The 25,549-nt window shown below is 35.0% G+C and carries 20 protein-coding genes; 12 read left to right on the top strand and 8 right to left on the bottom strand.

The genetic code is table 11. From position 1 onward, the window contains the following. Positions 1-41: 41 nt before the first annotated feature. A complete protein-coding gene (locus tag LUA90_RS09920; RefSeq protein ID WP_231490834.1) occupies positions 42-704 on the top strand; it encodes a CoA transferase subunit B in 663 nt (220 codons plus the stop codon). A gap of 154 nt (positions 705-858) precedes the next feature. On the opposite strand, the gene LUA90_RS09915 is transcribed toward LUA90_RS09920, so the two are convergent. Next, positions 859-1,500: a uridine kinase gene (locus LUA90_RS09915; RefSeq protein ID WP_231459942.1), complete on the bottom strand. Its 642-nt coding sequence runs from the start codon at positions 1,498-1,500 to the stop codon at positions 859-861. Next, a complete protein-coding gene (locus LUA90_RS09910) occupies positions 1,493-3,037 on the bottom strand; it encodes a LysM peptidoglycan-binding domain-containing protein (RefSeq protein WP_231490833.1) in 1,545 nt (514 codons plus the stop codon). The genes LUA90_RS09915 and LUA90_RS09910 overlap by 8 nt, the downstream gene beginning before the upstream one ends. A 269-nt stretch (positions 3,038-3,306) precedes the next feature. Here LUA90_RS09910 and LUA90_RS09905 point away from each other — a divergent pair, with 269 nt between their 5' ends. From LUA90_RS09905 to LUA90_RS09895, 3 genes are all read left to right on the top strand, one after another. Then, positions 3,307-3,786: a Dps family protein gene (locus LUA90_RS09905; RefSeq protein WP_231459315.1), complete on the top strand. Its 480-nt coding sequence runs from the start codon at positions 3,307-3,309 to the stop codon at positions 3,784-3,786. Positions 3,787-3,876: 90 nt separating this feature from the next. Further along, positions 3,877-5,709 carry a UbiD family decarboxylase gene (locus LUA90_RS09900; RefSeq protein ID WP_231459316.1) on the top strand — a complete coding sequence of 611 codons (1,833 nt, stop codon included), beginning with the start codon at positions 3,877-3,879 and terminating at the stop codon, positions 5,707-5,709. Between the two features lie 51 nt (positions 5,710-5,760). Continuing rightward, complete coding sequence (locus LUA90_RS09895; protein WP_231490832.1) at positions 5,761-8,169, top strand: hypothetical protein; 2,409 nt, start codon at positions 5,761-5,763, stop codon at positions 8,167-8,169. 45 nt (positions 8,170-8,214) lie between these two features. Here LUA90_RS09895 and LUA90_RS09890 read toward each other — a convergent pair whose 3' ends face one another. Continuing rightward, positions 8,215-9,732, bottom strand: a complete 1,518-nt coding sequence (locus LUA90_RS09890; RefSeq protein ID WP_231490831.1) for an OmpP1/FadL family transporter — start codon at positions 9,730-9,732, stop codon at positions 8,215-8,217. 27 nt (positions 9,733-9,759) lie between these two features. Beyond that, positions 9,760-10,788 carry a hypothetical protein gene (locus LUA90_RS09885; RefSeq protein ID WP_231490830.1) on the bottom strand — a complete coding sequence of 343 codons (1,029 nt, stop codon included), beginning with the start codon at positions 10,786-10,788 and terminating at the stop codon, positions 9,760-9,762. Between the two features lie 184 nt (positions 10,789-10,972). Between LUA90_RS09885 and proS the strand changes: the two genes are divergently transcribed. The 5 genes from proS to LUA90_RS09860 all read left to right on the top strand — a co-directional run bounded on the left by proS (position 10,973) and on the right by LUA90_RS09860 (position 16,224). Next, positions 10,973-12,445 (top strand): proline--tRNA ligase, encoded by a 1,473-nt coding sequence (gene proS, locus LUA90_RS09880; protein ID WP_231490829.1) that lies wholly within the window; start codon positions 10,973-10,975, stop codon positions 12,443-12,445. Positions 12,446-12,530: 85 nt separating this feature from the next. Beyond that, a complete protein-coding gene (locus LUA90_RS09875) occupies positions 12,531-13,670 on the top strand; it encodes a cystathionine gamma-synthase (RefSeq protein ID WP_231490828.1) in 1,140 nt (379 codons plus the stop codon). A gap of 72 nt (positions 13,671-13,742) precedes the next feature. After that, a complete protein-coding gene (locus tag LUA90_RS09870; protein WP_231490827.1) occupies positions 13,743-14,594 on the top strand; it encodes a TIGR02757 family protein in 852 nt (283 codons plus the stop codon). 114 nt (positions 14,595-14,708) lie between these two features. Beyond that, on the top strand, positions 14,709-15,323 hold the full coding sequence (locus tag LUA90_RS09865) for a Crp/Fnr family transcriptional regulator (RefSeq protein WP_231490826.1): 615 nt from the start codon (positions 14,709-14,711) through the stop codon (positions 15,321-15,323). Positions 15,324-15,576: 253 nt separating this feature from the next. Further along, the gene (locus LUA90_RS09860) at positions 15,577-16,224 is read left to right on the top strand and encodes a response regulator transcription factor (protein WP_231459324.1); all 648 of its coding nucleotides are present in this window, start codon (positions 15,577-15,579) and stop codon (positions 16,222-16,224) included. Positions 16,225-16,274: 50 nt separating this feature from the next. Here LUA90_RS09860 and LUA90_RS09855 read toward each other — a convergent pair whose 3' ends face one another. Then, the gene (locus LUA90_RS09855; protein WP_231459325.1) at positions 16,275-16,451 is read right to left on the bottom strand and encodes a hypothetical protein; all 177 of its coding nucleotides are present in this window, start codon (positions 16,449-16,451) and stop codon (positions 16,275-16,277) included. Positions 16,452-16,612: 161 nt separating this feature from the next. On the opposite strand from LUA90_RS09855, the gene dinB reads away from it, so the two are divergent. The 3 genes from dinB (at position 16,613) to LUA90_RS09840 (ending at position 21,513) form a co-directional block, all read left to right on the top strand. Then, positions 16,613-17,905, top strand: a complete 1,293-nt coding sequence (dinB, locus tag LUA90_RS09850; RefSeq protein ID WP_370635321.1) for a DNA polymerase IV — start codon at positions 16,613-16,615, stop codon at positions 17,903-17,905. Position 17,906: 1 nt separating this feature from the next. Then, positions 17,907-20,918 (top strand): DNA polymerase III subunit alpha, encoded by a 3,012-nt coding sequence (gene dnaE / locus LUA90_RS09845; RefSeq protein WP_231490825.1) that lies wholly within the window; start codon positions 17,907-17,909, stop codon positions 20,916-20,918. Positions 20,919-21,003: 85 nt separating this feature from the next. Continuing rightward, on the top strand, positions 21,004-21,513 hold the full coding sequence (locus LUA90_RS09840) for a YdeI/OmpD-associated family protein (RefSeq protein WP_231490824.1): 510 nt from the start codon (positions 21,004-21,006) through the stop codon (positions 21,511-21,513). Here LUA90_RS09840 and LUA90_RS09835 read toward each other — a convergent pair whose 3' ends face one another. The 3 genes from LUA90_RS09835 to LUA90_RS09825 form a co-directional block, all read right to left on the bottom strand. Next, positions 21,514-22,242 carry a polyprenol monophosphomannose synthase gene (locus LUA90_RS09835; protein ID WP_231459328.1) on the bottom strand — a complete coding sequence of 243 codons (729 nt, stop codon included), beginning with the start codon at positions 22,240-22,242 and terminating at the stop codon, positions 21,514-21,516. 127 nt (positions 22,243-22,369) lie between these two features. Continuing rightward, entirely contained in the window at positions 22,370-23,872 is a 1,503-nt protein-coding gene (locus LUA90_RS09830; protein WP_231459329.1) for a peptide MFS transporter, read from the bottom strand. Between the two features lies 1 nt (position 23,873). After that, positions 23,874-25,433, bottom strand: coding sequence for a peptide MFS transporter (locus tag LUA90_RS09825; protein WP_231459330.1), 1,560 nt, complete (start codon positions 25,431-25,433; stop codon positions 23,874-23,876). Positions 25,434-25,549 lie beyond the last annotated feature (116 nt).

Here is a 25,549-nt window from a genome sequence, read left to right as displayed (position 1 = left end):
TTGAATCATACTTTAATTCAAAATTCAATTATTCGAAAATTATGTCATTATCAAAAGAACAAATTGCACAGCGCATAGCTAAAGAAATAAAAGACGGATATTATGTTAATCTTGGTATTGGCATACCTACGTTGGTGGCAAACTACATTCCCGATAACATAAATATTGTACTTCAATCTGAAAATGGATTGTTAGGTATGGGTCCGTTTCCGTTTGAAGGCGAAGAAGATGCTGATTTAATTAATGCAGGTAAACAAACCATAACCACATTGCCTGGTTCATCAATATTTGATTCGGCTATGAGTTTTGGAATGATTAGAGCACAAAAAGTTGATTTAACCATTTTAGGTGCGATGGAAGTTTCTGAAAACGGCGATATCGCCAATTGGAAAATCCCTGGCAAAATGGTTAAAGGTATGGGCGGTGCTATGGATTTGGTTGCCTCGGCAAAAAATATAATTGTGGCCATGCAGCATATCAATAAAGCGGGTGAAAGTAAATTGTTACCAGCTTGTACATTACCTTTAACAGGTGTTAAGTGTATAAAAAAGGTTGTTACCGAATTAGCCGTTTTAGATATTTTACCAGAAGGTGGTTTTAAACTTTTAGAGATTGCTCCTGGTGTGAGTGTAGATTTCATCAGGCAATCTACCTTGGGCAAACTTATTGTAGAAGGGGAAATTCCTGAAATGAAATTAGATTAGGTATTAAGCAAAAGGCTTTAAACTAAATTGTTATCCTACCATTTCCTTGTCAGGCTGAGCTTCCCGAAGTGTCGGAAAAAGTCGTTGAAACGCCGTAAATAAAATTACGGTAAGTCCTTCGACAAGCTCAGGATGACAGGTCTTGATATCTCCCTTAATTATCAATTAATATTCTATTCCTTAAATCGACAGATATTTCTTCTGTAATCGAAATAATTTCATCGGGTTCATCGCTATTGTTAAATACGATTTTATTACAGTTATCCTTATAAGGCAACAAATATTCTTTGTAGGCTGGTAGAACATGGTTGTGCCATTTATACAGAACGTCATCTTCAGGGTATCCTCTTTCCAAACCATCGCGTTTAATGCGTCTATCTAAAGCAACTTGTTCATCAGCATCAATAAAAATCATGTGGTCTAATAATGCTGCAATTTCTTTAAAATGTAAGATGAATAATCCCTCAACGATAATAATAGGGGCAGATTTTATTTCAAGTATTTTAACAACCGCTAATGGATTATTAAAATTATATTCCTTTTTATAAACAACTTCACCATTCATCAATTGTTTAATGTCTCGTAAAAATTGTTCACTATCAATGGTAGAAGGTAAATCAAAATTGTAAAGCTTGTTTTCTTCCTGGGTCATTTCTCCTGCCGGGATGTAATAATCATCCTGAGAAACCAATGTTACTTCATCTTGTTTAAAATGATGGAGAAAACAGTTTAAAAAGAAAGTTTTTCCGGAACCGCTTCCTCCGGCAATACCAATTATAAAGGGTTTTTTATTCAAGCTCATGCACACCGTACGTTAAATTGCAGTAAAATCTTTTATCTAATGCGCCTAAAGAATCTGCTACTGCTTTAGTCATTACAATGATAACATCTTTTGTCGATTCGTTCTCGGTAAATTTACCAACAACCTTGGCTAAGGCTGTACGGTTTGTCATAGGGTTAGTTAATTTTATTATCGTGCCAATTGGCGCTGTACGATGTAGAACCAACATTTTACTTGCGTCTAAATCCGGGTCAGAAATTGAAACAGCAGCTCCTTTTTCATCAATTTGGCTTAAGCCATATTTACTTGGTGCTCCGCGAAGTTTTGGGTCTTTAAATGAAGTGCTATCCGGGTTACTATCCTGATCTTCTTTTGCTAACTCTGCAACTGATTTAGGCTCTGGTGCTTTTGGAATTAGTAATTTTTGGCCAACAGTAACCGTATTATCATTCAACTTGTTTGCAGTTCTGATTTGATAAGCCGTAAGGTTGAATTTTTTTGCAATAGAAAAAATCGTTTCGCCAGCACTTACGTTGTAAATAAAGCTTTCTTCTTTTGGTGTTTCTTTAACGATTGGCGGTGCAGTTGTTTCTTTAACAGGAGGAATATCTGTAACAATATCAGATGGAATTTTTAAAACCTGACCTGTTGACAAATTATTATCCTCGAGATTATTATTTCTCCTGATTTGATAAGCTGTTAAGCCATATTGTTTTGCAATGCTGAAAATATTTTCGCCTTGTTTAACGGTGTGTGTGCCAACCGCATCTTTAATAACTGGTGTAGCTTTAGTTATTGGCGTTTCAACTTTAGCTACAGGAACTTCTGCTGTTGTAACTACCTTATTTTCGTCGATATTTTTGGTGGCAGGTATTTTTAACTTCTGGCCAATGCGTAAATTTATGCTACTTAAATTATTTACTCTTTTTATTTCATCAACGGTGGTGCCATATTTTTCCGCAATTTTGCCTAAAAATTCTTTCGGTTTAACCTCGTGCTCAATTAATGTTTCGCTGTTATTGTTTAAAGGTTCTACAGCAGCAGTTGCGGTTTCTTTTTTAACAGCAGGAACATCTGTTTTTTGAGCTGGCGTTGCTCCGTTTTTAACCGGAATTTTTAAAACCTGTCCAATTCTTAAATTTGTACTGGAAAGGTTATTCAGTGATTTTAATTCATTTATAGTTGTACCGTATTTTTCGGCCAGCATATTTAAATTATCCTTTGCCACTACAATATGTTCGCCATTATTGTTTGGCGTTGTTTGTGCATGGGTTGAAGGGTTAGTGTTTGTAAAAGGAACATTGGTTGGCACCTTAATAATTACACCTATCTGAAGATATTTATTATCGTTAAAGGCCATTATCTCTTTTGGAGCAACATTATAACGCCTGCCTATTGAGTAATATGTATCTTTTGCTGCAGCTTGATGAACAATTAACTTTTTTCCGTTGTTATTTTCTACGCCTATTGAATCGATAACGATATGATTTGCCTTTGCTTTAGATGCATTTAGAGCAAGAAAAAGCAGTGCTGATAAACCTATTTTATACATTTATTTTTATCTAAATTTTTATAAAGGGTAGCAATTATACGAATAATATTAAAACCAACTGAACTTAGAATAGGTTTTTTGCGGTTTGAAATACGATTAAGTAATGCTTTTCCCAGATTTTTTATGAATTATATTTATGTAACAATGTGCTGTTTTTAGCAGCCATGATTATTAAACGAACATATAATTACGGTATTGTTTAAATTAAACTTTACGCGAAACTTTTAGTTTATTTGTTTGTTAGAGAGACATTAAATATAAATATAAAAATGGACGCTAAAGAGATAAGTTTAAATGAAAAAGAAGTAAAACCTGTGGTTGATCTTCTGAATGATTATTTGGCAAATTATCATATCCACTACCAAAAATTAAGAGGTTGCCACTGGAATGTTAAAGGTCAGAATTTTTTTACCTTACATGTAAAGTTTGAGGAGTTGTATACAAATGCGCAATTAACTATCGATGAAATTGCAGAACGTGTTTTAACCTTAGGCAAGCCACCTCATAGTCGTTTTGCCGATTACATCAAAGAATCGCAAATTAAAGAGGTAAACACCATTGGCATGAAAGACATGGATATGGTTGATGAAATTTTACAAGATATGGCAACTTTAATAGATATTGAGCGCCAATTATTGGATGAAACTGATAAAGCAGGGGATGATGGTTCAAACGATATGGTAAACCGCTTTATGCAATTTAAAGAAAAAAATACCTGGATGCTTCGCTCGTTTGCAGGTAAAAAATAAGATAATAGTATTTCATGCCACAGATTTGTAGATTTCGTTTTAAATCTGCTAATCTGTGGCTTTTTTGTTCTTCAGCATTTATCTTTGTGCATGGCGTATAAAAGTTTAGCAGAATGCATTACCGATTTAGAAAAGCATGGTCATTTACTTAGGATAAAAGAGGAAGTCGACCCATATTTAGAAATGGCTGCAATCCATTTACGCATTTATGAAAATAATGGTCCGGCTATATTCTTCGAAAAAGTTAAGGGAAGTCCTTTCCCGGCAGTTTCTAATTTATTCGGCACTTTAGAACGCTCCAAATTTATCTTTCGAGATACTTTACCGAAAGTTCAACAGTTGGTTGGGTTGCGTTCAGATCCAATGAAAGCGCTTAAAAAGCCTTTCAAATACGCTGGTTCGGCCCTTACAGCACTATCTGCTTTGCCAATGAAAACGCCTTCGGCAAAACGTAATTTCCTGAAAACAGATATCAGCAAATTACCTCAAATTGTAAATTGGCCAATGGATGGTGGTCCGTTTGTTACTATGCCTCAAGTTTACACCGAAGATGTTGATAAACCTGGTGTTTTAAATGCTAATCTTGGCATGTATCGCATTCAACTTGGTGGAAACGATTACATTCAAGACAAAGAAATAGGCTTGCATTATCAAATTCATCGTGGTATCGGTGTTCATCAATCTAAAGCTAACGCATTAGGGATTCCACTTAAAGTAAGCATTTTTGTAGGTGGGCCACCTTCGCATCCGCTTGCGGCTGTTATGCCATTGCCAGAGGGTTTATCTGAAATGACATTTGCAGGTGCACTGGGTGGAAGAAGATTCAGATACTTTTATGATGATGAAGGTTTTTGTATTTCAGCTGATGCAGACTTCATCATCACCGGAACAGTTTATCCAAATGAGAATAAGCCCGAAGGGCCTTTTGGCGACCATTTAGGTTATTATAGCTTAACGCATCCTTTTCCTTTAATGAAAGTACATAACGTTTACCATAAAAAGGATGCGATTTGGTCGTTTACCGTAGTTGGTAGACCGCCTCAGGAAGATACAAGTTTCGGTGCCTTAATTCATGAAATTACTGGTTCTGCCATTCCTCAGGAAATTCATGGATTGAAAGAAGTTCATGCGGTAGATGCCGCAGGTGTACATCCATTACTTTTTGCTATCGGTAGCGAAAGGTATACTCCATATCTGAAGGAGCGAAAACCTCAAGAAATTTTAACGATTGCGAATCATATTTTAGGTAAAAACCAGTTAAGCTTAGCTAAATATCTCTTTATTGCGGCGAAGGAAGATAATGAGGCGTTAAGCACACATCATATTGAAGAATTTATTCAGCATGTTTTAGAACGAATAGATTTAAAAACAGATTTGCACTTTTATACCAATACTACGATAGATACTTTAGATTATAGCGGCGCCGGATTAAATAGTGGTTCAAAAGTTGTTATCGCGGCAGCCGGGAATAAAAAACGAGCACTTTGGAATGAACTTCCTGACTTAGTTCTCGCTGAAGGATTTTCTAAGCCTAAAATTGCAATGCCTGGTGTTTTAGTTTTACAGGCTGATAAATATCAAAACGCTGAAAAAACTGCAGCAGAGATTGCCAAATTAAATATCTCTTTAATTGATAAAGATTTATCAGGCTTGCCGTTAATTGTAATTGCCGATGATTCTGAATTTACAGCTGCAACAACAAATAATTTGGTTTGGGTAGCATTTACAAGAAGTAATCCGGCAGCAGATATTTATGGTATTAATGATTTTACAATCGATAAGCACTGGGGTTGTAAGGGTTCGATGATTATTGATGCCCGCAAAAAACCACACCATGCGCCAGAATTGATTAAAGATGCAACTGTAGAAGCTAAAATTAATCGCATGGCAGAGCAGGGCGGCATTTTACAAGGACTTATTTAGTTTCCATTTATAAAATAATATGAGCATTTTTAAGCAACATCCAATTATTATATGCTTAAGAAATTACCTGTTTTTTTTATCATTTTACTATTTTCAGCAAAAATAAATGCTCAGGTAAATAAGGCCGATAGTATTGCAAATGTTTTAGATAGGTATTCCTCAAAAAACATTTCATCAACTCTTTTTGTCCACTTTGATAAAAATGTATACACCAATAATGATCAGGTTTGGTTTACGGGTTATCTGCTAAAAACTGCGACCGATTTAAGCAACTACCACACTTTATATTTATCGCTGCTTAGCGATGCAGATAGTTCGATAGTGTTACAAAAGAAGTTTTTAATTGAAAAGGGCTTCGTTTTGGGTAATTTGAGGTTGCCAGATTCTATCCTCAACGGAAATTTTAAGTTTATTGCACACACTAATATAAAACTTAATGGCAAGCCAGATGTAGAGTTTGTACAATCCATTGCTGTAAAATCTAATAAAGTAAATCCCTTAACCGCTAACTTGTCTGTTTTTAAAACTAAAGACGAAAAAACCGGCAATGGATCTGTTTTGCTGAAGATACTAAGCGGTGATAATCGTTTTATTCCAAATGCAGAGGTAAGTTATGTAATTGGAAAGCAGCATAAGATTTTGCTTAGCGGAAAATCGAAAACCAGCATAATTGGTGAGGTTATGATTGATTTTCCCGCTGATAAAATTACTGCTGAAAATAATATCATCTCAGTTACTGTTAAAAAGGACAAACACATCCGGTATGCAAAAATTGAACTTCCATTTAATCAGTCGGTTCAATACAAGGTAAACTTTTATCCGGAAGGTGGATACATGGTTACCGGAATTCCAGGCAAGGTAGGGTGGGAGATAACTGATATTGAAGGTTCTGCCATCAGCGCAAAAGGTGTTTTGTTTGCCAATGATAAAGTTCTGGATACGATTGTAACTAAATCATCAGGTATGGGTTGGTTTTATTTATCGCCCGAAAAAAATGTAAAGTATATTGTTAAACTTATAAAAGATAAAACTCTGATTGGGAATTTTGAACTACCGCAAAGCTTAAATTCTGGTGCGATTGTGAAATTTCCTGCCGCAGTTGGAAATGATGAGCTTAAGTTTTTTATCGAAAGTAATGTAAAAACCGAAGCGCATGTAGTTATCCATAATTATGAGCATCTATATTCGTTAGCCAATATAAATTTAAGCCCTACAAAGCCATCTAAAATTACTATAAAACTCGATTCTGTTCCTAAAGGCATTAATGTACTCACCTTATTAGATAGCCTGTATCGTCCAATTGCTGAACGGATTTTCTTTGCTCATTATGATAAAATAGAAAAGCTGGATATCGATGGGGCTAAAGAACAGTATTTAACAAGGGATAGTGTTAAGCTTAATTTGAAACTAAATCCAACGGATAAAAGTCGTAATAAAGGATTAGTTTCTATTGCTATTGTACAATCAAACAGGGTTAATCTCGCAAACAAGAAAAATATTGTTGATTATAATTATTTAGAAAATAATTTGGGTTTATTGCCTGAAAATGTTTCAGGCATAAAGCTTAATGACTTAAATTATCTGGAAGATGTTTTATTAATTAAAGGCTGGCGTAAATATAAATGGCCTAATGAAAAAGATATCGAAATAATGGCAAAAAACGATGTTTCTTCGTTAGATTATTCGGGAATTATTTCTAAAGGCAAAAATTTCATAAAATCTCCTTTGCAACTTACCACAATTGCCGGAAGTAATATAAATCAAGTTTTTACCGATAGTTTAGGCTATTTTAAACTGCCTTACAATAGCTTGATTACTGAATCTGCACAGAAAATTTGGTTAAGCTACGGAGGTAAAAATCCCGCTTTGTACAATGTTAAAATCAGCGAACCTTTTGATGAGATTAAAACCTTTTTAAAGCAATTTAAATTTGAAAATAGCTTCAATAAGATGGATGTTTTAGCATCGGCAGAAAATATATCTTCTTTTGATGGAATTAAATTAAATGAAGTAACCATTAAAAAATCTAACGATAATTCGATTGGTTTTCAAAATATAACAGGTGTAAATGAATGTGGCGATTATGTATGCCAATACGGAATTTTAAATTGCAATAATCATTCTTTTGGTACATTACCCATAAAAGGAAAAACTTATCCATCTAATGGCAGAACGGTTATTTATGCCGGGTGTTTGCAGAAAGAAACAAGTTCAAATTTTTTAGTGTTAAATGGCATAGAATTACCGAAAGAATTTTATGTTTCGGATATCACCAATAAAAATGAACCCATAAATTTTGCCACAATTTACTGGAGCTATCAAACTGTAATAGATAATAAAGCCGAAACACCATTAATTTTCACCACTGGTGATTTAACAGGCGATTTTAAAATCATTATTCAGGGTGTAACAGAAAATGGACCAGTATATAGCGAAAAGCTAATTTCTGTTAAAAAATAAAAGTCCTGATTTTCACCAGGACTTTTAAACTCAAATTTTATTCTTTTAAAATCTTACGCCGAAAGTTAAGAAAACATTATCTGCAGTGTTTTTCAAGTTTGCGGTCGGTCCGGCTCCTGTAAAACTATAATCAGGATAATCTGCTGAAATCGTGTATGGAGAATTTGTAGAATCCCATTTAGTATGTCTGTAAGTTACATCTAAATAATAGTTATCGAAACGATATCCTAAACCACCGCTATAGGCTTGCGTTGTAAAATCTAAATTTTTGTATGGGCTACCTGAATAAGAATATCCACCTCTAATCATAAACTGATTAACCAATTTAAATTCTAAACCTGCTCTGTAGTTAAAATTGCCTTTATATAGAGCTTGAATATCACGATTTGTATTTATCGTTTCATTACTAAAATTAGAAGAAAAATAAATACTGCTGTAATCAACATATTCAGCATCTGCTGTAATTAAACCACTATTACCCAATATATAGGCTATACCACCATTAACACGGTAAGGTGTTCTAAGCGTGTATTCAGAATTATAGTTAGATAATGGATTTGTGTATTCAGGTACATTGGTTCCATCAGCTCTCTTGAACCTGGTATTTAAGTTTTCTGAAAAATTATCAGTTAAGCTATACCACGTTGGTGTAATCAAACTTAAACCTAATCTTAATTCGTTTACTGGTTTGTAAATCACACCAAGTTTCGCGTTTATACCATTACCTCTGGTTTGTTGGATAGAATTATAATTTAAACTGTAAGTTCCATTTACAAAAACAGGATCTTGACCGGCAAATGTTAAATTATTACCATTTTCAGAGAAAGCAATATCAGAATTGTAATTAACGTTTGTTAAACCTAATGATAAACCCAGATAAAGTTTATTGCCATAATTACCAGCCATACCAATATTTACTTCAGATTGAGAACCTGAGCGGGTAATGATATTTTGTTGATTATTATTTAAAGCAGTTGTTGGGAAATAGCCGGCAGGGTCATATTCAATTAAGAAATTATCATAAGCCATTTTTTCTAATGAGCCAGATGCTAAACTTGCCTCTGGTGTAGTGCCTGCAATGTTTGCGAAGTAATCAGCCATTGAGCTTTTTGTATTCCTACCACCATAGGTGATGTTTTGATTGAAATTATTGGTTTTGTTATAAGCAACACCAAAATTTACGCTAACCCATCCATCGTTCAAATTAGAACCTTTTGATTTATTTTTTGGAGAATAAAATACTAAACCAACCTGGTTAATTCCAGCTTTGCTTTTCTTATCAGATAAATTATTGCCTAAATATTCAGAACCGGTTTTAAAATTGTTAAATTCTGGAGTAAAGGTAAATTCAGATTTAGTGAAAAAACCTAAACCTGCAGGATTTCCTGATAATGAACTAACATCGCCACCAAGAGCAGTTTGTGCACCACCTAAGCCTTTAAATCTTGAAGTTGTACCAAGTTCTGGTTGCGAAAAGCGTAGCACATCACTTGTGTATTGGGCATATAAAGAATTGCTGGCAAGAACTATTCCTGCCACAATAAAAATTGATCTAAGTTTCATCTTATAAATTGTGTGAATGTGTTAATATTATCTGCCGCCACCTCTTGTTGGTCTGCCGCCGCCACCGCCGCCGCCGCCACTAGAACTACCGCCGCCACTGCTTCCTGATGATGATGGTGGAGGACTGTAACTTCCACGGTCTGGTCTGCTTTGTGGTTGTGGTTGAGATTGTTGAATTTGCGGTCTGCTGAAACCTTCATCACGAGATGGTCTTGAACTTGTACGTCCGCTTTGACCATTATTTATAGTATTGCCATTGTTTCCGTTAGACCATCTTTCCGGGCGACCTGAGTTATTTGTGGAAACTGCTGGTCTGCCGTAATTGCCACCACTGATAGGCGTTCTTGAACCTGTACTTCCGTAAGAGCCACGGTTATCACCATCTCTATTTGGTCTTGGTCTGCCATTGCTAGAGTAACTTCCGCCACCGTAATAGCCGCCTCCAACACCAAACCAACCGGCACCACCGTACCAGCCACCGCCGCCCCAACCGAAGCGATCATAATAAGAGTTCATACCCCAGCCCCAACCAGAATTCCATCCCCAGTAAGGGTTGTAACCAAAGTTGCCGAAGTTATAAGGATTGTTCCAGATGCTGCCATAGCCCCATCCGTTTCCATACCAACCACCGCCCCAGCCAAGGCCATAACCGTTATTCCAACCCATGTTACCATAACCTAAATAATTGGTTATTCCATAACTACTGCCATACCCGAAGTTGTTTCCGTAAGCAAAGTTATCATAGTAAGGGTCATAGTATCCTCTAAAAGTAGAGCCATTATAAAAGCGATTTATTCTTGAAGAATAATCCATATCATAATAAGGATTACTTGTTCCATAATATTCATCGTAATCCTGATCGCCTTGAGCATACTGCTGTTGTTGCTGCTGCTGCGGTGGTGCAGGTGCACGGTATTCAACTTCCCGAGCTTTCGCTACGGTGTTGTAAACATCATCATCAGCTGAAGAATTTTGAGCCAATTTTGGTGTAGAGCATGATGCAACCAACCCAGCGGCTGCAATCATTACAATGGGTAAAAATTTAATTGGTTTCATTGTGTTTATATTTAGTTGTGTGTGTGCTATAATTAATAAACGATATTTTCGATAAAAGGTTAGTCACTTAATTAACATTATAATTAATGCTTCATCTCAACAATCGTTTTGTAGGCATAAATTTATAAATTTGTAGCTTAATTTCACATTATTTAACACACAATTTACGTTCCAAATACATAACATGAGCAAAGAAATTACAAGCAGAGAAGCAGATTACTCACAATGGTACAATGATATCGTTATAAAGGCAGATTTGGCAGAGCATTCTGCTGTACGCGGTTGTATGGTAATCAAGCCAAATGGCTACGCAATCTGGGAGAAAATGCAGGCCGTTTTAGATAAAATGTTTAAAGATACGGGTCATCAGAATGCCTATTTCCCTTTGTTCATTCCAAAGTCATTTTTTTCCAAGGAAGCCTCTCACGTTGAGGGCTTTGCAACAGAATGTGCTGTAGTAACACACTATCGTTTAAAAAATGATGGTAATGGAAATATTGTTGTTGATGAGAGTGCCAAACTCGAGGAAGAATTAATCGTTCGCCCAACTTCCGAAACCATTATTTGGAACACCTATAAAGGCTGGATTCAATCTTACAGAGATTTACCCATTTTAATAAATCAATGGGCAAATGTGGTGCGTTGGGAAATGCGTACTAGATTGTTTTTACGTACAGCAGAATTTCTATGGCAAGAGGGGCATACGGCGCATGCAACATCAGAAGAAGCTATCGAAGAAACGGAACGTATGCTTCATATTTATGCTGATTTTGTTGAAAACTGGTTGGCGGTACCTGTTGTTAGAGGAAGAAAATCGCCGAACGAAAGATTTGCCGGTGCCTTAGACACCTATTGTATTGAAGCTTTAATGCAAGATGGCAAAGCTTTGCAAGCAGGAACTTCACACTTTTTGGGTCAGAATTTTGCTAAAGCTTTTGATGTTAAATTTACGGGTAAAGATGGTAAACTGGATCATGTTTGGGCTACTTCATGGGGCGTATCAACACGCCTGATGGGTGCATTAATTATGGCACATAGTGATGATTCTGGATTAGTAATTCCTCCTAAATTGGCGCCAATTCAAGTGGTAATCGTTCCCATTTATAAAAACGATGAAGACTTAGCTAAAATAACAGCTTATGTTAATGAGCTAAGTATGCGTTTGAAAGGCTTTGGTATTTCTGTTAAATATGATGATAGAGATACGCAGCGTCCAGGTTTTAAATTTGCAGATTACGAAATGAAAGGTGTGCCGGTTCGTATTGCAATTGGTGGTAGAGATATTGAAAACAAAACGGTAGAAATTGCCCGCCGCGATACAAAGACCAAACAAACTGTTCCGCAGGAAGGTTTAGATATCTATATTGCTAAATTATTGGAAGAAATTCAACAGGCAATGTTTGATAAGGCTTTAGCTTACCGCGATGCGCATATTACTGAAGCAAATAGTTACGATGAATTTAAAACGCTTCTTGATGATAAAGCCGGTTTTATCTCGGCACATTGGGATGGAACTCCAGAAACAGAACAAAAAATAAAAGAAGAAACTAAGGCTACAATTCGTTGTATTCCTTTAGATAATAAGTTAGAAGATGGAATCTGCATTTATTCTGGTAAGCCATCTACGCAACGCGTATTATTTGCAAGAGCCTATTAACAGATTTTAGACTATAGATTTACGATTGTTTGATTAAAACGTTAGTCTTAATACTTTATAATTATATCTTGATACTACTACAATAATGAAATTCGGAACAAAAGCTATACATGCAGGTCAAGAGCCTGACCCAACCACAGGTGCCGTAATGACACCAATTTACCAAACCTCTACTTATTGGCAAAAATCGCCTGGAGACAATAAAGGTTATGAGTATTCGAGAGGTACAAATCCAACACGTAAAGCCTTAGAAGATTGTCTTGCTGCATTAGAAAATGCGAAATACGGTTTAGCCTTTTCAAGTGGAATGGGTGCAACAGACGCGGTTTTAAAATTATTGCAACCTGGCGATGAAGTGATTACGGGTAATGACCTATATGGTGGTTCTTATCGGATTTTCACTAAAATTTTTACTAAATATGGTATAAAATTTCATTTCCTGGATTTATCTAAGCCAGAAAATATGCTGCCATACATCAATGATAAAACCAGGTTGGTTTGGATTGAAACACCTACAAACCCAACTATGCAAATTATCGATATTGAGGGTGTAGCGAAGATTACTAAAGAGAAAAATCTTATTCTAACGGTAGATAATACTTTTGCATCTCCATACTTACAAAATCCTATCGATTTAGGTGCAGATATTGTAATGCATTCGGTTACAAAATATATTGGCGGCCACTCTGATGTGGTTATGGGTGCTTTGGTAACCAACGATGAGCAATTGTACAAAGACCTTTGGTTTATTTATAATGCTTGTGGCGCAACTCCAGGTCCACAAGATTCGTTTTTGGTTTTAAGAGGTATAAAAACACTTCACCTTCGTATGAAAGCACATTGCGAAAACGGTGAAAAAATTGCATATTATCTAAAAAATCATCCAAAAGTGGATAAAATTTACTGGCCTGGTTTTGAAGATCATCCAAATCATGATGTTGCTAAAAAACAAATGCGTGGTTTTGGAGGCATGATTTCCATCACTTTAAAAGACGCAGATTTGCAGGAAACTTTCAGAATTTCTTCCAATTTTCAGGTGTTTACTTTGGCCGAATCTTTAGGTGGCGTAGAATCTTTAATTAACCATCCGGCTACGATGACACATGGTTCTATTCCTAAAGAAGAGCGTGAAAAAGTTGGTGTAACCGATAATTTATTACGTTTGAGCGTTGGTGTGGAAGATATTGATGATTTACTGGAAGATTTAGAAAATGCACTAAAATAACCAGCATATAATTTTAAGAATCCGGTGATTGAGGCTAAGCCTTGGCCACCGGATTTTTTTTAATCAAAAGAAATGGATTTTTTAGATCTCAAAAATTTTCTTGATGCAAAAGTTGAACAGTACAATCGACCAGATTTTATAGAATTTGATCCAATTTGTATCCCTCACTTATTTGCTAAAAAGCAAGATATAGAGATTGCAGGTTTTTTTGCTGCAATTTTAGCATGGGGACAAAGAAAAACTATAATAAATAAATGTAAAGAGCTTTTAGTTAGAATGGACTATGCACCACATGATTTTGTTTTAAATCATAAGGATAGCGATTTGAAGCGCCTGTTAAACTTTAAGCACAGAACATTTAACGATACCGATTTACTATATTTTATAGCATTTTTTAAATCTCATTACCAAAACTATGCAAGCCTCGAAATGGCTTTCGTACCTAAGCAAAATGAATTTCTTAACGAGTTTTCATTAATAAATACCTCGTTAAATAGCATCGCTCCAGATTCTGAAAATTGCTTGTTGCCAAATTTGAATTTCACCATCGAACAAGGGTTAAATCACTTTAGAAACTATTTTTTTTCGCTTGAGGATTTTCCGCATCGGACTAAGAAACATATTTCTTCACCTCAGCAAAAATCTACCTGCAAAAGATTAAACATGTTTTTAAGATGGATGGTTCGGAAAGATAACAATGGCGTTGATTTTGGCATTTGGGAGATTTTAAAAGCCGAAGATTTAATTTGCCCCTGCGATGTACATGTAGATAGGGTAGGAAGGCATTTGAATTTAATTCAACGCAAACAAACAGATTGGCTTACCGCTTTGGAGCTGACCAAAAATTTGAAATTATTTGACACAGCAGATCCGGTTAAATATGACTTTGCGCTATTTGGTTTAGGTGTTGAGAAAATCTTATAATTAGATTTATTCTGCTAAATTTTATATTTAAACTTCTTTTTTAAATTCAAACTTATTATACTTACAGTATAATCTTCCTACAAACTAAATTTTAATTATCCTCTATTTTAATTTATGATTTTTGCTGATTTATCTGAAAAAGATAGATGGAGAAAATATAATGATGTTTCTCCGGTTATTAATGTTTTTAAAAATTTCAATTCTTTAAATAACGATATTGAAGAGCAGATTAATCAGCATACATTTCCGGTGCATTTTAAAAAAGGTAAATTTTTAATTTCTCCTTTAGATAGAAATGAATACCTTTTTTTAATTATAAAAGGTGTGGTTAGAGGCTTTATTAAAGATGGTAAGGCCGAAATAACTACTTGGATTGCAAAAGAAAATGAGGTTGTGGGCACCATCAGGAACCTTTGGGTAGATGGAGATTCGGAAGAATATTTGCAAGCGCTGGAAGATGTAGAATTGATAGCTATACCACATTCACTTTCAGAATATTTGTATGAAAATCATATCGAGGCTAATATTATTGGAAGAAAAATGATGGAATTGTATTATCGGGCTGCCGAAGAAAGGGCATACTTATGTCGTATATCATCAGCAGAGAAAAGATATAAGAGGTTTCTTGTTTCATTCCCCGATTTAATAAATAGGGTTTCGTTAAAATATATAGCTTCGTTTCTTGCTATTAGGTTAGAAACTTTGAGTAGAATCAGAACGAAAATTTGAAAATCATACTTAACAGCAACATGTTTTTTTGAATATGTGATAAACTTTGCTTGTGACAACTAACTTTCTTGATATAAGTCAATTCTATTTGTCTAATACTTTAGCTGATTTGTGTAATATTTTTTTTCATAATTAATTAAATACGTACATTTACATATACAAATAGAATAAATTAAAAAGTCTGTTTTTAAAATTAAATTCTATATTCCTATTGCGAAAAAAAAGTAAGTATATCATCCCAACATACCAAGCAATGAAAACTAAAAATACTGTAAGTACCCTTTCGGTACTTATTGCTGATGATCACGAAATTATTCGTCGTGGTTTGAAGAACCTTATCGTAGATTATTGGACGGGAGTTCAAATTCTGAATGCTTCCACTTTGGAGCAAGCCCTTGTAGAGATTGAAAAATCTCCAAGTTTGATTATTATTGATGTGAATTTACCAGGCGGAAATAACCTGAAGGTAATTGACCAAATCAAAACAATACAGCCCAACGCTAAAATTCTAGTATTTTCTTCATTAAATGAAAATATTTATGCTGTTCCATATTTAAAAGCTGGTGCATCTGGGTATTTAACAAAGAATGCAGAAGAATCTGAAATTATTACCGCCATAACTACCATTTTAGCAGGAAGCCGTTACTCGAGCAGAAATGTTAAAGAGAATATGTTTAACAGTATTTTGGGTAATGATGCTGATAACCCTTTTACAAAACTATCCGGAAGAGAACTGGAAGTTGCCGAATTACTAACTAAAGGTGTGGGTGTTTTAGAGATCTCTAATCAGCTAAGTTTGCAAATGGGTACGGTTAGTACATATAAATTAAGGTTATTTCAAAAGTTAAAAATTAAAAGTATTATAGAATTAGCCGAAAAGATGAGTATTTACGAAAAATAATACATCTTCATCAATACTATTTAAAGGAGCTGCCTGTGGTAGCTCCTTTTTTATTTGTGCTTGTGTTTATCTGTAGTACCAAGACCACCTTCTTCAGCTTCGTTTGGTGTAGAGCCTGCTTGTCCGTATTTTTCTGAAGCCCCTTTTCCATTCTGATCAAAGCTTGCTTTTTCTTTCGATGTTCCAGATGTTTTCTCTTTATCGGATGTTTTTTTATCGTCTTTCATAGCTTAATTATTTAAGGTTACATCTATTCAACATTAATAAATACTAAAGGTTTTAGAATTATAAAAACTAATAATGTTAGTAAAATGTTAGTAATAATCCATCTTGTAAAGTTAAAATGCTAATAATTTTAGTTTAAATTTGTTTTGTAAGTGATAAGATTATGGAAGGAAAAAGTATTATTCACATGGATCAGGATGCATTTTTTGTTTCGGTAGAGATACGTAAAAATCCTGAATTGCTTGGAAAACCTGTTATTGTTGGCGGTGGTTCTGATAGGGGAGTGGTTACTTCTTGCAGCTACGAAGCCCGAAAATTTGGAGTTCATGCGGCAATGCCTGGCAGATCGGCCAGATTATTATGTCCGCAAGCCATTTTTGTAAGAGGCAACATGGATGATTATTCAAAGGCATCTCATGAAATTACAGAAATTATAGCGCAACGTGTTCCGCTCTTTGAAAAGGCAAGCATTGATGAGCATTATATTGATATGACCGGGATGGATAAATTTTTTGGCTGCATGAAATTTGCTTCAGAGCTGCGTCAAACTATTATTAAGGAAATGCGTTTGCCAATTTCTTTCGGCTTATCGGTTAATAAAACAGTTGCTAAAGTAGTTACAAACGAATGTAAACCCAACGGAGAACTCGAAATTCCTTTTCCTAAAGTTCGTCCGTTTTTAAATCCCTTATCTGTACATAAAATACCTGGTATTGGCCAGGCAACCTATAAAAAGCTTAGTGAAATGGGTGTGAGAAAGATAGAAACGCTTGCTCAAATCCCTCAGGAATTAATGTATAAAATATTGGGAGAACATGGTACCAGCTTGTGGCAAAAGGCCAATGGAATTGATTTATCGCCTGTAGTTCCTTACCGTGAGCGGAAATCAATTGGTACACAAACCACCTTCGAAAATGACAGTATGGATATTCATAAAATGAAATCAATACTTACCGGAATGGTAACCAATTTAACTTTCGAATTGCGTAGCCAACAGAAATTAACAGCTTGTATCACCGTAACTATTCGTTATTCTAATTTTGAAACCGTAACACAACAAGCCCGTATACCATACACTGCTTTAGATTCTTTCCTTATTGCAAAGGCACATGATTTATTTAAGAAACTTTACAGTAAACGAATGATGCTGCGTTTAATCGGCGTAAAGTTATCTCATTTAGTTAGTGGTTTTGAACAAATTGGTCTTTATCATACATCAGAAGAAGAATATGATTTATATCAGGCAATGGATAAAGTTAGGCAAAGCTATGGTGTAGAATCGGTTGTAAAAGCATGTATTGTAAAACAGCCCGAAAAAGATGCAAATGGCAAGGTTGTAAAGTATAACCCCCGGTTAAAGAAAACTTCAGATAAAGAAGAGGAAAAGAAAAAATCACGAATCAGGACTTTTATTAATTCTGATGTTTCACAGACCAATAAATTAAGCGATAACTAAAATGTTTCTGAATGTTCACTCTTCATATAGCTTAAAATATGGTGTAATGGATATTGATGCCATAGTTGCCCAGGCCAGAATTTTAAATATCCACCAATTGGTATTAACTGATATTAATAATTCTACAGGTGCAATTGAATTTATCAGAACCTGCATAAATCAGCGTTTTTATAAAAAAGCCGATGATGTGCAAAAGGGTAACATCCCTTACGAGTTAAAGCCAATTACAGGTATTGAATTTAGGAAGGATAACAGCTTACTTTATTTTGGAATTGGCAGAAACAAGGAAGGCATGAGGGAATTAAATGAATTTTTAAGTTATTATAACATCAATAATGTTCCACTGCCAAACAAGGCTCCGAAATTTAAAAATGTATTTATTATTTATCCATTTGAAAGGGAATTTACACATGCTTTGGCAGAAAATGAATTTGTTGGTATTCGTTATACACAGTTAAATTACCTCTACAAGCATCCTTTGTTAAAGCAAAAAAATAAACTGGTGGTTTGGCATCCGGTAACGGTTGCAGATAAAATTTCGCACCGTTTGCATGAATACATGCGGGCAATAGATTTAAATACGCTATTAACTAAAGTGCCAGAAGAATTAAAGTGTTTAAAAGATGAAACTTTAATTTCAGAAGAGAAGTTAAAAACATACTTTGAAAACTATCCCTTCATCATTCAAAATACCCAAAAATTACTAGATAATTGCGATTTATCTGAATATTACGAAGCAAAGGCAAAGTCTAAAAACAAGTTCTACTATACCAAAGGTGGAGAGGAAATGGATATTAGGTTATTGCGGCGGATAGCATTAAAAGGGTTGGAATACCGATATGGAAAAGATAATCCTGTTGCTTTAGAAAGGCTGGAGAAGGAGTTAAGGATCATTGCTTTTAAAAAGTATTCGGCTTATTTTCTTATTACTTTCGATATTGTGCGTTACGCGATGGGTAAATGTAAGTTCTATCACGTTGGGCGTGGTTCTGGTGCGAATAGTATTGTAGCTTATTGTTTAAGGATTACAGATGTTGACCCGATTGAATTAGATTTGTATTTTGAACGTTTTTTGCATGAAAAAAGAACCAGTCCGCCTGATTTTGATATCGATTTTTCTTGGGATGAAAGGGAAACGATTCAGAAATACATCTTTAATAAATACCCCAAAGGGCACGTAGCTTTTTTAGGTACCATGAGTACTTTTAAAGATAGAGCGGTTATTCGGGAAATAGGGAAGGTATTAGGTTTGGCGAAAGAAGAAATAGATAGTTTTAGCGACCAGACCAAAGAATGGCTGAATTCAAAAAATCCTAGCTATCAAAAAATAAGACTTGTTTATCAGCTGATGCAGAAAATGCCTAATCAGCGCTCTATTCATGCAGGTGGTATTTTAATATCTGAAGAACCAATTACCTATTACACCGCACTAGATATGCCGCCTAAAGGTTTTCCAACCGTACAATGGGATATGTATGAGGCTGAACTTATCGGTTACGAAAAATTCGATATTTTAAGTCAGCGGGGCATTGGCCACATCCGAGAGGCCGTTCGTCTTATTGAAAAAAACAAAGGCGACTTTGTGGATATACACGATTTCAAAAATTTTAAGGATGATAAAAAACTTAATCAGATATTAAAAGAAGGGCAGCCAATTGGCTGTTTTTATATCGAATCGCCGGCAATGCGACAATTGCTGAAAAAGCTTAAATGCGAAAATTACCTAACCTTGGTTGCAGCCAGTTCTATTATACGGCCCGGTGTTGCCAGTTCAGGAATGATGAAAGCTTTTATCGAGCGTTACCATGCACCCGAGAAAGTTGAATATTTGTGTGAAGAAATGAAAGAGCAACTCAAAGAAACTTATGGTGTAATGGTTTACCAGGAAGATGTAATTAAAGTATGCCATTATTTTGCCGGTCTTAATTTAGCCGATTCGGATGTGTTGCGCAAGGCGATGAGTGGTAAATACCGTTCAAAACTTGCCTTTGATGAATTGGTAAATAAGTTTTTTGTTTCTGCCAGGGCACAAGGACATGCTGAAGAATTGATTAAAGAAGTTTGGCGGCAAATTTCATCTTTTGCCGGATATAGCTTCTCAAAAGCACATTCGGCCTCTTTTGCTGTAGAAAGTTACCAAAGCCTATATCTAAAAACCTATTATCCTAAAGAATTTATGGTGGCCGTACTCAACAATTATGGCGGCTTTTACACACGTTGGGTTTATGTTCACGAGCTTCAAAAAACGGGTGCGAAAGTGCATTTACCTTGTGTAAACCACAGCGATGCTATTGTAAATATAAGGGGTAACGATGCTTACTTAGGCTTTGTTGGGGTGCAAGGGTTAGAGCATAAGTTTATCGAACTTATTCCAGAAGAGCGGCAAAAGAATGGACTCTACCTTAACCTGGAGCAATTTGTAAAAAGAACACAGATAACTTTAGAACAGGCGATTTTGTTAATACGCTTAGGGGCATTGAGGTTTACCGGAAAGGATAAAAAAACGCTGCTTTGGGATATTTACACCTACCTCGGGCACAATCAGAAAAAGTTAAACCACGCCGAATTATTCAGTATTCAGCAGAAAGCATACCATTTACCATCTTTAGAAAATTCGAAAATTGAAGATGCTTATGTAGAACTCGAATTGCTCGGTTATCCTTTAAATTTTAATATGTTCGATTTTTTAAAAACGAGTTATCGTGGAGATATTATGGCTGCTGATTTGCACAAGCATGTAGGCCAAACGATAAAAATGGTTGGTAACTATGTTTGCGAAAAAACCGTTCACACGGTTAAAAAGACGAAAATGTGGTTTGGTACTTTTTTAGATAATAACGGAGATTTTTTTGATACCATACATTTTCCTAATTCAACACCAATGTATCCATTTAAAGGAAAGGGATGCTATTTGATTTTAGGTAAAGTAGTAGAAGATTTTGGCTTTCAAAGTATTGAGGTTTTAAATTTTGCCAAGCTGGATATACACATGAATCCGGTGGCGGTTGATTAATATGATAAATGAAAATTTTATTTCTTAACCCATAAATATATTGTTTGTTAATTGAACATTTTGCCTGTTTATTTTATATTTAATTATGATTTACTTTAAAGCTGAAATAGAACGTTTTGAAAAAATGGGTGACAAAACCGGATGGAGTTATGTTTTTATTTCAAACGCTATCGCTGATAAAATAAAGCCAGGTTGTAAAGTTTCTTTTAGAGTGAAAGGGAGAATTGATGAAGTTTTAATCAATGGAATGGCTACAACACCAATGGGTGGAGGCGATTTTATAATTGCCCTTAAAAGTGAACTCCGTAAACAATTAAAAAAGGAAGCTGGTTCTGCGGTTGAACTTTATCTTGAGGAAGACAAAGATTTTAAAATTGATATGCCCGAAGATTTAGAAATTTGCTTATCAGAAGAGGAGCACCTCATTAGTAATTTTTTGAAACTGGCAAAATCACACCAAAATTATTTTATTAAATGGATAAATGAAGCTAAAACAGAAACAACAAGAACAAAACGTTTAGTAATGACGGTTAGTGCAATGGATAATCAGCAGGATTTTGGAACAATGATTAGGGCAGAAAAATCGAACAGATAATTATCGCTTGTAATTTCTGAACCAACTCCAAACTTTCATTTGTATCACCCCAATAAAAGCCTCCCTAAATATTCTGGTGCTCATTTTAGAAGTTCCTTCTGTTCTATCTGTAAATATAATCGGAACTTCTACAACATTAAATCCATATTTAATGGCCGTAAACTTCATCTCAATTTGAAAGGCATAACCAACAAATTTTATTTTATCTAACGGAATAGTTTCAAGAACAATTCTGCGGTAACATTTAAAACCCGCAGTAGCATCTTGGATATTAATTCTAGTTATTAACCTAACATACATTGAGGCAAAGTAAGACATCAATACCCTGCCCATTGGCCAATTTACCACATTTACACCCTTAACATATCTTGAACCAACCGCAACATCGGCATCATTAACACAGGCTTCTCTTAAGCGTATTAAATCATCCGGGTTGTGAGAAAAGTCTGCATCCATCTCAAAAATATAGCTGTAATCTTTTTGTAAAGCCCAATTAAAGCCATATATATAGGCGGTACCCAGGCCTAATTTGCCCGAGCGTTCTTCTATATGCAAACGCCCTTGAAACTCATTTTGTAAAGATTTTACAATAGCAGCAGTGCCATCCGGAGAACCGTCATCAACAATTAGTATATGAAAAGGATGAGTTAATGAAAAAACCTTCCGGATAATTTTTTCAATATTTTCCTTTTCGTTATAAGTTGGTATGATAACTAAACTGTCTGACACGTATATTTTATTTATGGTAAACCTCGAAGTTTGCACTTAAACTTTCAAGCAGCGAAAGTAAATATTTTAATGATAAAAACCCGTATCAAGCTTGTTGATACGGGTTAAAATAAGTTAAAAATGCATTTTATCTAACTTCCTGCATTAATTTTTTTATCAGTTGTGAAAATGCGATTAAGAATATTCCGGCAATTAAAGAATATAACGCCAGGGATTTATAACCTTCGGTATAAGAGGTTAGTTTAGTCATTAATGAAGCATTTTCTATGCTCGACATTTCTGCACCCAATTTACCTGCGGCTAATTGTCCGAATGCGCTAAACAAAAACCACATCCCCATCATCATTCCAAACATCCTTTTAGGTGATAATTTGGTTATGATTGACATCCCGATAGGACCAATACAAAGCTCACCCAGCGTTAATAATAAATAACCGAGTGTAAAAATATTCAAAGAACTTATGCCTTGCTCATTCGCAAAGAATCTTGTTGCATAAAAAACATAAAAACTCAACGCTAAGAAAATAAAGCCTAAGCCAAATTTAATAACTGTATTTGGCTCGATTTTGCGCTTGTGCATACCAATCCATAGTAAACCAACCAAAGGACTAAAAACGATAACAAAAAATGAGTTTACGCTGTTATTTACAACATTAGGATCTATTGAGAAAAACAGAAAATTATGGTTAAGATTATCTTTAGCAAATAAGGAAAGAGAACCGCCGCTTTGCTCAGAAATCGCCATAAAAATGAAATAGCAAAGTATAAATATAAATGCTGCTAAAAGCTTGTACCTGGATTTAATTTCCTTTATGGCAAACATTTCGTAAAAGAAATAAATTAAGGCAACAATGCCAATCGTGTACATGAAGTAATCCGTGTATGCCGTGTTTCTAACCATTATAAAAATTAATGGAATGCATAACAAAGAGCCGGCATAAGTGGCTATTTCATACGTTTTTTGCTTGGTTTTTTCGAGGTGTAAAAGTGGTGAATTGCCAATTGGGCCTAAATATTTTTTTGTAAAAATAAATGTACCTAAGCCTATCATCATTACCAATGCTGCAGAAAGAAAACACAAATGCCACGATACATACTTGCCTAAATAGATACACATTGCGCCACCCAATAAGCCACCAACATTTATGCCGGCGTAAAACAACCCATATCCGGCATCTCTTCTATTATCTTTTTCATGGTAAAGTTCGCCAACCATAGATGAAATATTTGGCTTGAAAAATCCAGTGCCGATAATTGATAGGGTTATTCCAACGTAAAATAAATCTTGTGGAGAGAAAGCTAACACCAGGTTTCCAATAATCATTAAAGAACCACCCCAAAAAAGAGATTTCCGAAAGCCCAAAATTTTATCGGCAAAAATGCCGCCAATAAAAGTGAAGGCATAAACAAAAGCTTGTATTGCTCCGTATTGTAAATTAGATTTCTGATCAGTTAAGCCTAATTGGTCAACCATAAAGAAAGCTAAAACACCACGCATACCATAAAAACAGAAGCGTTCCCACATTTCTACTAATGATAAATGCCAAAGTTGTTTTGGATATTTACCGTCAAAATTTTGTATTGCTTCTAATGTTTCTATAGAAGGCGTTTTTTCTGTAGCTATTTCCATTTTATTTTACGCCATGCATTAATTTTTTAACAACAGGATGTAGGGCTGCAATTAGTATTCCTGCAGAAATTGGGACAATGGTAAAGATTAAAAAGAACGTTGTTAAGCTATATTTTTGGGTAATTTCTTCAATCATACTTCCTGATACACCTGCCAATTTATTACCCATTGCTAAAAACAGATAGTAAACGCCAAACATAAAACCAATCCATTTTGCAGGTACAAGCTTGCTTACATAAGATAAACCTACCGGAGAAATACAAAGCTCGCCAAGCGTGTGGAATAAATAGGCAAATACAAGCCATGCCATGCTTACTTTAATTTCTGGAGAGGTGATTGCTGTTGAGCCATAAGCCAAAAAGCCAAAACCAATACCAAGTAAAGTTAAGCCTAAGCCAAACTTTAATGAGCCTGGAAGGTTGTATTTACTTTCCCACCATTTAGAGAAAACGGGCGCAAAGCAAATAATAAATAATGAGTTAAGTATGTTAAACCATGAAGCTGCTATTTCTGTAGTTTGTGCAGAAAATTCGCGTTCTACTTTCCATAATACTATAGCCCAAATAATGATGAAACTTGATGCTAAAATTAAATTACCAAGTTTGTATTTAGATATGGTTTGAGAGAATAGTTTTACCAACACGTATGATATAATTCCCAGTGGTACAATCGTTAAAAGGGCATCAACTATTTTAAAAGTTAAGCCCGCACTTCCTGTTAAAATACGGGTTGTATTTTCTTTTGCAAAGATGGTCATACTACCACCGGCTTGTTCAAATGCTGCCCAAAAGAAAACCGTAAAAATTGAGAAAATAAATACAACTATTAGTCTATCTCTTGTAATGTTTGCTGGAACTTTTTCTTCTACGATTTCGGATTTAGCATCACTTTGTGCTTGTTGTAATCTCTTTTCTTCTTTTGGTAATAAACCAATGCTACCGAAAATATTTTTGGTGAAATAAAATTGTAACATTCCCAAAAACATAAATATTCCGGCTAAACCAAAACCCCAGCTCCACGAAATTTTTTCACCAATATAGCCGCAAATCATAATGCCTAAAAAGGCTCCGGCATTAACACCCATATAAAATATCGAGTAAGCGCCATCTTTCTTTTCTGGATGATCTTTATAAATTTTAGAAACTATTGAAGTCATATTTGGTTTAAATAAACCATTTCCAATCATTAAACAGCCTAAACCAATATATAAAAAGATTGGTGTTTCTATGGCCATACTGGCGTGGCCGATAGTCATAATTAAAGCGCCTAAAATTACTGCCCAACGATAACCTAATAATCTATCGGCAATTAAACCACCTAAAACAGGCGTAAGATAAACGCCCATTGTGTAAGTGCCATATAAAGAGAGGGCATCTGCTTTTGACCATTCCCAACCACCTGCAGCGATGGTTGATGTTAGAAATAAAACAAGTAGGGCACGCATACCGTAGTACGAAAATCTTTCCCACATTTCCGTAAAAAAAAGCACAAAAAGTCCGGCCGGATGACCTAATACCTTATTGCTAAAGAAATCGTCTTTGGTTTCAATGGATGTTTGCATAAAACATTTGTTCGTTTTAGTTTATGAATTCAGAATTTGTGTGTTCTAAAGTTAGTTTTACAAAGCGCAATATAGCGAGCAGAGGTGATTCTAACAAATTTTTAACTTATGTGTAA

It is taken from the genome of Pedobacter sp. Leaf170, from assembly GCF_920984665.1.
Lineage (GTDB): Bacteria > Bacteroidota > Bacteroidia > Sphingobacteriales > Sphingobacteriaceae > Pedobacter.
This window is presented reverse-complemented; position numbering and strand designations above follow the sequence as displayed.

Coding starts and splice junctions, on each gene's coding strand:
- LUA90_RS09920 (WP_231490834.1), top strand. CDS start 42: ATGTCATTATCAAAAGAACAAATTGCACAGCGCATAGCTAAAGAAATA.
- LUA90_RS09910 (WP_231490833.1), bottom strand. CDS start 3,037: ATGTATAAAATAGGTTTATCAGCACTGCTTTTTCTTGCTCTAAATGCA.
- LUA90_RS09905 (WP_231459315.1), top strand. CDS start 3,307: ATGGACGCTAAAGAGATAAGTTTAAATGAAAAAGAAGTAAAACCTGTG.
- LUA90_RS09900 (WP_231459316.1), top strand. CDS start 3,877: ATGGCGTATAAAAGTTTAGCAGAATGCATTACCGATTTAGAAAAGCAT.
- LUA90_RS09895 (WP_231490832.1), top strand. CDS start 5,761: ATGCTTAAGAAATTACCTGTTTTTTTTATCATTTTACTATTTTCAGCA.
- LUA90_RS09890 (WP_231490831.1), bottom strand. CDS start 9,732: ATGAAACTTAGATCAATTTTTATTGTGGCAGGAATAGTTCTTGCCAGC.
- LUA90_RS09885 (WP_231490830.1), bottom strand. CDS start 10,788: ATGAAACCAATTAAATTTTTACCCATTGTAATGATTGCAGCCGCTGGG.
- proS (WP_231490829.1), top strand. CDS start 10,973: ATGAGCAAAGAAATTACAAGCAGAGAAGCAGATTACTCACAATGGTAC.
- LUA90_RS09875 (WP_231490828.1), top strand. CDS start 12,531: ATGAAATTCGGAACAAAAGCTATACATGCAGGTCAAGAGCCTGACCCA.
- LUA90_RS09870 (WP_231490827.1), top strand. CDS start 13,743: ATGGATTTTTTAGATCTCAAAAATTTTCTTGATGCAAAAGTTGAACAG.
- LUA90_RS09865 (WP_231490826.1), top strand. CDS start 14,709: ATGATTTTTGCTGATTTATCTGAAAAAGATAGATGGAGAAAATATAAT.
- LUA90_RS09860 (WP_231459324.1), top strand. CDS start 15,577: ATGAAAACTAAAAATACTGTAAGTACCCTTTCGGTACTTATTGCTGAT.
- LUA90_RS09855 (WP_231459325.1), bottom strand. CDS start 16,451: ATGAAAGACGATAAAAAAACATCCGATAAAGAGAAAACATCTGGAACA.
- dinB (WP_370635321.1), top strand. CDS start 16,613: ATGGAAGGAAAAAGTATTATTCACATGGATCAGGATGCATTTTTTGTT.
- dnaE (WP_231490825.1), top strand. CDS start 17,907: ATGTTTCTGAATGTTCACTCTTCATATAGCTTAAAATATGGTGTAATG.
- LUA90_RS09840 (WP_231490824.1), top strand. CDS start 21,004: ATGATTTACTTTAAAGCTGAAATAGAACGTTTTGAAAAAATGGGTGAC.
- LUA90_RS09830 (WP_231459329.1), bottom strand. CDS start 23,872: ATGGAAATAGCTACAGAAAAAACGCCTTCTATAGAAACATTAGAAGCA.
- LUA90_RS09825 (WP_231459330.1), bottom strand. CDS start 25,433: ATGCAAACATCCATTGAAACCAAAGACGATTTCTTTAGCAATAAGGTA.